The sequence below is a fragment of the Ornithinibacter sp. genome, from assembly GCF_035443565.1.
In the GTDB taxonomy this organism is placed as follows: domain Bacteria; phylum Actinomycetota; class Actinomycetes; order Actinomycetales; family Dermatophilaceae; genus Fodinibacter.
Window position 1 is genome coordinate 9,292 of sequence record NZ_DAORSO010000013.1, and the last position, 6,313, is coordinate 15,604.

Consider the following 6,313-nt stretch of genomic DNA (forward strand, 5'->3'; position numbering starts at 1 on the left):
AGCCGAGGGCTGCTGAGACGACGTCCTTGGCCTCGGCCTGCACCTGGGCCAGGTGCTCGGGGCCACGGAAGGACTCGGCATAGATCTTGTAGACGTCCTCGGTGCCACTGGGCCGGGCCGCGAACCACGCCGACTCGGTGACGACCTTGAGGCCGCCGATCGCCGCACCGTTGCCGGGAGCCGCGGTCAGCTTGGCCGTGATCGGCTCACCGGCGAGGGACTGCGCGCTGACGTCGTCGGGTGACAGCGCACCGAGCTTGGCCTTCTGCTCGCGGTTGGCAGCGGCGTCGATGCGGGCGTACGCCGGCTCGCCGTGCCGGGCGGTCAGCGCCCGGTAGTGCTCGCTCGGGCTCGTGCCCGTCGTGGCCTGGATCTCGGAGGCGAGCAGGGCCAGCAGGATGCCGTCCTTGTCGGTGGTCCACACCGACCCGTCGTGGCGCAGGAACGACGCACCGGCCGACTCCTCACCACCGAACGGCCCCGAGCCGTCGAGCAGGCCGGGCACGAACCACTTGAACCCGACCGGCACCTCGACGAGCCGCCGCCCGAGGTCGGCCGCCACCCGGTCGATCATCGAGCTCGACACGAGCGTCTTGCCGATGAAGCCATCCGCCCGCCACTGCGGCCGCGCCCCGCCGTAGAGGTACTGGATCGCGACGGCGAGGTAGTGGTTGGGGTTCATCAGGCCGGCATCCGGGGTCACGATGCCGTGGCGGTCGGAGTCGGCGTCGTTGCCCGTGGCGATGTCATAGGAGTCGCGCTGCGCGATGAGGCTGGCCATCGCCGAGGGGGAGGAGCAGTCCATCCGGATCTTGCCGTCCCAGTCCAGCGTCATGAACCGCCACGTCGCGTCGACGAGCGGGTTGACGACGGTGAGGTCGAGCCCGTGGCGCTCACCGATCGCACCCCAGTAGTCGACCGCGGCCCCGCCGAGCGGGTCGGCGCCGATGCGGATGCCGGCGTCGCGGATCGCGGTCATGTACAGGACGTTGGGCAGGTCGTCGACATAGGCGCCCAGGAAGTCGTAGGTGCCGACCGCAGCGCGGGCACGGGTGAACGGCACCCGCTTGACCCCGGCCAGCCCGCCGCGGATCAGCTCGTTCGCGCGGGCCGCGATCACCTTCGTCGCGTCGGAGTCGGCGGGCCCACCGTGGGGCGGGTTGTACTTGAAGCCGCCGTCGGCCGGGGGGTTGTGCGAGGGCGTGACGACGATGCCGTCCGCGAGGCCCACGCCGGCCGGCATCCCGTCGACGCCGGTGATCTTGCCGCGGTTGGCGGTGAGGATGGCGTGCGAGACCGCAGGGGTCGGGGTGTAGCGGTCGTCGGCGTCGACGAGGACGGTGACGTCGTTGGCGACGAGCACCTCGAGAGCGGTGGCCCACGCCGGTTCGGACAGACCGTGGGTGTCGCGCCCGATGAACAGCGGGCCGTCGAAACCCTGGTCGCGGCGGTACTCGCAGATCGCCTGCGTCGTCGCGAGGATGTGCGCCTCGTTGAACGAGGTGCGCAGGCTCGATCCCCGGTGTCCAGAAGTACCGAATGCGACCTGCTCGTCGACGTTGTCGGGGTCTGGCTCGCGCGTGTAGTACGCCGTGACGAGCGCGGCGACATCGACGAGGTCAGAGGGCTGGGCGAGCTGTCCGGCACGGGGCGCGTTCATGATGGTGATCCTGTCAGAGGTGTCTACGAGATCACACCCCGTGGAGCAGTCTTCCGCCGTTCCGGTCATACCCACAGGGGTATCGTCGAAGTATGTCCACCACCACGAAGCACCTCGTGGTCCTGGGAGCGGGCACGGCCGGGACGATGGTCGTCAACAAGCTCCGCAAGCGGCTCCCGGCCACCGAATGGTCCATCACCGTCGTCGACAAGGACGACATCCACGACTACCAGCCGGGGTACCTGTTCATCCCGTTCCGGATGAACAAGCCGGGCCAGATCCGCAAGAGCAAGCGCCCCTACCTGCACGACGACGTCGAGGTCGTCATGGCCGAGGTCGAACGGGTCGACGCCCCAGCCTCCACCGTGCACCTCGTCGGCGGACGCACCCTGCACTACGACCAGCTCGTCATCGCCAGCGGCACGACCCCCCGCCCCGACCAGACCCCCGGGATGCTCGGCGAGCAGTGGCACCGCGAGGTCGGTGAGTTCTACACCTTCGAGGGTGCACTCGCGCTGCGGGCGCAGCTCGACGCGTTCACCGGTGGCCGGCTGGTCATGCACATCACCGAGCTGCCCATCAAGTGCCCGGTGGCGCCACTGGAGTTCGTCTTCCTCGCGGATGACTACCTCAAGGGCAAGGGCGTGCGCGAGGCCACGGAGATCGTCTTCGTCACCCCTCTCGACGGTGCGTTCACCAAGCCGATGGCCAGCAAGCGGCTCGGCACGCTGCTCACCGAGAGGAACATCACCGTCGAGACCGACTTCATGATCGAGAGCGTCGACCAGGACGCCAAAGTCATCCGGTCCTACGACGAACGCGAGGTGCCCTACGACCAGCTCGTCACCGTCCCGCTGAACATGGGCGCGGACTTCGTCGCGGCATCCGGCCTCGGCGACGAGCTCAACTACGTACCGGTCGACAAGCACACCTGCCGCTCGACCCAGTACGACAACATCTGGGCCCTGGGCGACGCGAGCAACATCCCCACCTCCAAGGCAGGGTCGGTGGCGCACTTCTCCGTCGACGTCTTCGTCGAGAACTTCCAGGATGCCGTCGCCGGACGCCCGCTCTCGCACTCCTTCGACGGGCACGCCAACTGCTTCATCGAATCCGGTGGGGGCAAGGCGCTGCTGCTCGACTTCAACTACGAGACCGAGCCCATGGGTGGCACCTTCCCGCTGCCCAAGGTCGGGCCGATGAGCCTGCTCAAGGAGAGCCGCGCCAACCACCTCGGCAAGCTCGCCTTCCGGCACGTCTACTGGAACGCCCTGTTGCCCGGCCGCCCCCTCGGCCTGCCAGCCGACATGCAGACCGCCGGCAAGGTCCCGGTCTGAACCCCTCGAGATCGACACGAAAGGACATCACCGTCATGAGCACCACGACGATCGCCGGCCACGAGGTCGACGTCAACGAGGAGGGGTTCCTCACCAGACCCGACCAGTGGAGCGAGGAACTGGCCCCCGAGCTGGCCGCCCTCATCGGCCTCGACCTCACCGACAAGCACTGGGAGCTCATCCGCTTCCTGCGCACCGACCACGCCGCCATGGGTGAGACGCCCACGCTGCGTCGCGTGTCCACCCAGACCGGCGCCCCGGTCAAGGAGCTGTTCGCCCTGTTCCCCGGCAAGCCCGCGAAGAAGATGGCCTACGTCTCCGGCCTGCCCAAGCCGAAGGGATGTGTCTGAGCCATGAGTGACACCACGACGACCGCCCCCATCGTCCCGTCGTTCGACGCCCCGCAGAGCACCGGTCGCAAGCTGGCGATCATCTGCTCCAAGGGCAACCTCGACATGGCCTACCCCGGCCTGATCCTGGCCAACGCCGCAGTCGGCGAGGGCATCGAGACCCACCTGTTCTTCACCTTCTGGGGCTTCGACATCATCAACAAGGCCACGATGGGCGACCTGCAGTTCTCCTTCGTCGGCAACACCGCGATGCACCCTCCGGGTCACAGCGGCATGGGCGTGCACCACATGCTCGGTGCGCTGCCCGGGGCGACCAAGGCCGCGACGAAGATGATGAAGAAGCAGATCGCCGACCTCGACGTGCCCGACGTGCCGGAGTTCCTCGAGATCCTCACCGCCTCCGGTGCCCAGATGTGGGCCTGCCGGATGTCGGCTGACATGAACCACCTGACCGAAGACGACCTCTACGAAGGGGTCGAGGCGATCATCTCGGCGAGCGACTTCATGGAGCTCACCGAGGGTGCCCAGCTGCTGTTCATCTGACCCACTGCCCTGGGGCAGTAGACAGCGCGGGCCGGGCCCGGCGGGAGAGATCTCCCGCCGGGCCTGAACGTCACGCGGTGGGTGCGGCCTCGGAGGCGTCAGCGGCGACCTCGGACTCGACGACCTCGACGGCCGGTGCGAGGTAGATCGTCGAGAGCCGGGCGACCCGCACCGTGACGGAGAACGGCTGGTCGTGCCACGGCACGTGCTCGGCCTCGACGATCGTGCCGGCGGTGCTCGGGCTGCTGTGCTCGTCGAACCCGCTCGTGTCGAGCAGGACCTCCCAGCGGCCCTCGCGGGGCACGCCGATGCGCACCCACGCCTTGTCCTCGCCGCCGTAGTTGACCACCGTCGCGACGACGTCGCCGCTCTGGTCGGCCCGCTCGAAACGCAGGTAGGACAACAGGTTGCCGGTGTTGTCGTCGGCGTCGAGCCAACGGAACCCCGCCGGCTCGGAGTCCATCGCCCACAGCGCCGGGTGGCCGCGGTAGAGGGCGTTGAGCTCCTTGACGAGCGCGTGCACCCGGTAGTGCGCCGCGTGGTCGAGCAGCCACCAGTCGAGCGATCGGCCGTCGGCCCACTCGCCGGGCTGCGCGAACTCACTGCCCATGAAGAGCAGCACCTTGCCGGGGTGGGACCACATGTACGCGAGGAACGCGCGCACCGTCGCCAGCTGCTCGTCGCGCGACCCCGGGATCTTCGTGAGCAGCGAGCCCTTGCCGTGCACGACCTCGTCGTGGCTGATCGGCAGGAGGTAGTTCTCGCTGAAGGCGTACATCAGCGAGAAGGTCAGCAGGTTGTGGTGGTACTGCCGGTTGATCGGCTCTTCCTTGAGGTAGCGAAGGGTGTCGTTCATCCACCCCATGTTCCACTTCAGGCCGAAGCCGAGCCCGCCCTGCGAGGTCTCCTTCGTGACCCCCGGCCAGGAGGTCGACTCCTCGGCGATGGTCACGATGCCGGGCACCCGCCGGTAGGCCGTCGCGTTGGCCTCCTGGAGCAGGCCGATCGCCTCGAGGTTCTCGCGCCCGCCGTGCACGTTGGGGATCCACTCGCCGTCCTTGCGCGAGTAGTCGAGGTAGAGCATCGAGGCCACGGCGTCGACGCGCAGCCCGTCGATGTGGAACTCCTCCAGCCAGTAGATGGCGTTGGCGACGAGGAAGTTGCGCACCTCGAGGCGCCCGAAGTCGAAGACGTGGGTACCCCAGTCGGGCTGGTCACCGCGGCGCGGGTCCGGGTGCTCGTACAGGGCGAGGCCGTCGAAGCGGGCCAGGGCGAACGCGTCACGCGGGAAGTGCCCGGGCACCCAGTCGAGGATGACGCCGATGCCGGCCTGGTGCAGCGTGTCGACCAGGTAGCGGAAGTCGTCGGGGGTGCCGAACCGGGCCGTCGGGGCGTAGTACCCGGTGACCTGGTAGCCCCAGGACGGGCCGTACGGGTGCTCCATGACCGGGAGCAGCTCGACGTGGGTGAAGCCGAGGTCCTTGACGTAGTTGACGAGGTGTTCGGCCATCTCGCGGTAGGACAGCCCCTGTCGCCACGAGCCCAGGTGCACCTCGTAGGTGCTCATCGGGCCGGTGTGCGGGTTGCTCTGCGCGCGCTGCTCCATCCACTGCGCGTCACCCCACTCGTGCCCGGAGGCGTCGACGACCGACCCGGTGTTCGGCGGGCACTCGGTACGGCGGGCCATGGGGTCGGCCTTGGTGCGCACGACGTCGTCGGCACCGCGGATCTCGTACTTGTAGATGTTGCCGACGACGACGTCGGGAACGAAGAGCTCCCAGACCCCGGACCCGCCGAGCATGCGCATCGGGTGGATGCGCCCGTCCCAGTCGTTGAAGTCACCGATGACGCGAACGGCCTTGGCCCGCGGGGCCCAGACGGCGAACGCCACGCCCTTGACCGGCCCCATCGGGCCGTCGTACTCGTGCAGCCGCGATCCGAGCACGGTCCACAGCAGCTCGTGGCGACCCTCGTTGACCAGGTGCAGGTCGACCTCGCCCAGGGTCGGCGCGAAGCGGTACGGGTCGTCCTGGACGTGTTCGATGCCGTCGGCCCAGGCCACCGCGAGGCGGTAGTCCATGGTGCGCTCCGCATCAGCCCTCACCGCCGTCCACACGCCCTCGGCCTCGTGGGCGAGGTCGAGGGTCACGCCGTCCTCGAAGCGCACCTGCACCGACTGGGCCAGGGGTTTGAGGACCCTGATCCGCAGGCCGCCGGGCTCGAGGTGCTGCCCCAACAGGTCGTGCGGCTGCTGGTGGCGGCCCTGGACGAGCGCGGTGATGGCGCCGCCGACCTCGGGGCTGGGTGTGGGGTTCACGTCGGCTCTCCTTGACTGGTGGGATCCTGCGAGAAGTGTGCCGTGAGGCGGCGGACGGCGGCGAGGGGGATCTCAACCCAGCCCGGGCGGTTGCGGGCCTCGTAGA

Annotated in this window: 5 protein-coding genes; 3 read left to right on the top strand and 2 right to left on the bottom strand. The window is 68.8% G+C overall.

Going from position 1 to position 6,313, the window contains the following annotated elements:
- Positions 1-1,660, bottom strand: a 1,660-nt coding sequence (gene pgm / locus PLL68_RS03100; RefSeq protein ID WP_324531549.1) for a phosphoglucomutase (alpha-D-glucose-1,6-bisphosphate-dependent), incomplete at its 3' end; no start/stop codon positions are given.
- Between the two features lie 92 nt (positions 1,661-1,752).
- Here pgm and sqr point away from each other — a divergent pair.
- From sqr to PLL68_RS03115, 3 genes are read left to right on the top strand one after another with little or no spacing between them, the layout of a single operon-like run.
- Positions 1,753-2,997: a type III sulfide quinone reductase, selenoprotein subtype gene (gene sqr / locus PLL68_RS03105; protein WP_324531551.1), complete on the top strand. Its 1,245-nt coding sequence runs from the start codon at positions 1,753-1,755 to the stop codon at positions 2,995-2,997.
- Positions 2,998-3,032: 35 nt separating this feature from the next.
- Complete coding sequence (locus PLL68_RS03110; protein ID WP_324531553.1) at positions 3,033-3,347, top strand: TusE/DsrC/DsvC family sulfur relay protein; 315 nt, start codon at positions 3,033-3,035, stop codon at positions 3,345-3,347.
- A 3-nt stretch (positions 3,348-3,350) separates the two neighbouring features.
- Positions 3,351-3,890: a DsrE/DsrF/DrsH-like family protein gene (locus PLL68_RS03115; protein WP_324531555.1), complete on the top strand. Its 540-nt coding sequence runs from the start codon at positions 3,351-3,353 to the stop codon at positions 3,888-3,890.
- Between the two features lie 70 nt (positions 3,891-3,960).
- On the opposite strand, the gene glgB is transcribed toward PLL68_RS03115, so the two are convergent.
- Positions 3,961-6,207, bottom strand: a complete 2,247-nt coding sequence (gene glgB / locus PLL68_RS03120) for a 1,4-alpha-glucan branching protein GlgB (protein WP_502910662.1) — start codon at positions 6,205-6,207, stop codon at positions 3,961-3,963.
- Positions 6,208-6,313 lie beyond the last annotated feature (106 nt).

Excerpts from the sequence above, each read along its gene's own strand:
- sqr (WP_324531551.1), top strand. The coding sequence starts at position 1,753 with ATGTCCACCACCACGAAGCACCTCGTGGTCCTGGGAGCGGGCACGGCC.
- PLL68_RS03110 (WP_324531553.1), top strand. The coding sequence starts at position 3,033 with ATGAGCACCACGACGATCGCCGGCCACGAGGTCGACGTCAACGAGGAG.
- PLL68_RS03115 (WP_324531555.1), top strand. The coding sequence starts at position 3,351 with ATGAGTGACACCACGACGACCGCCCCCATCGTCCCGTCGTTCGACGCC.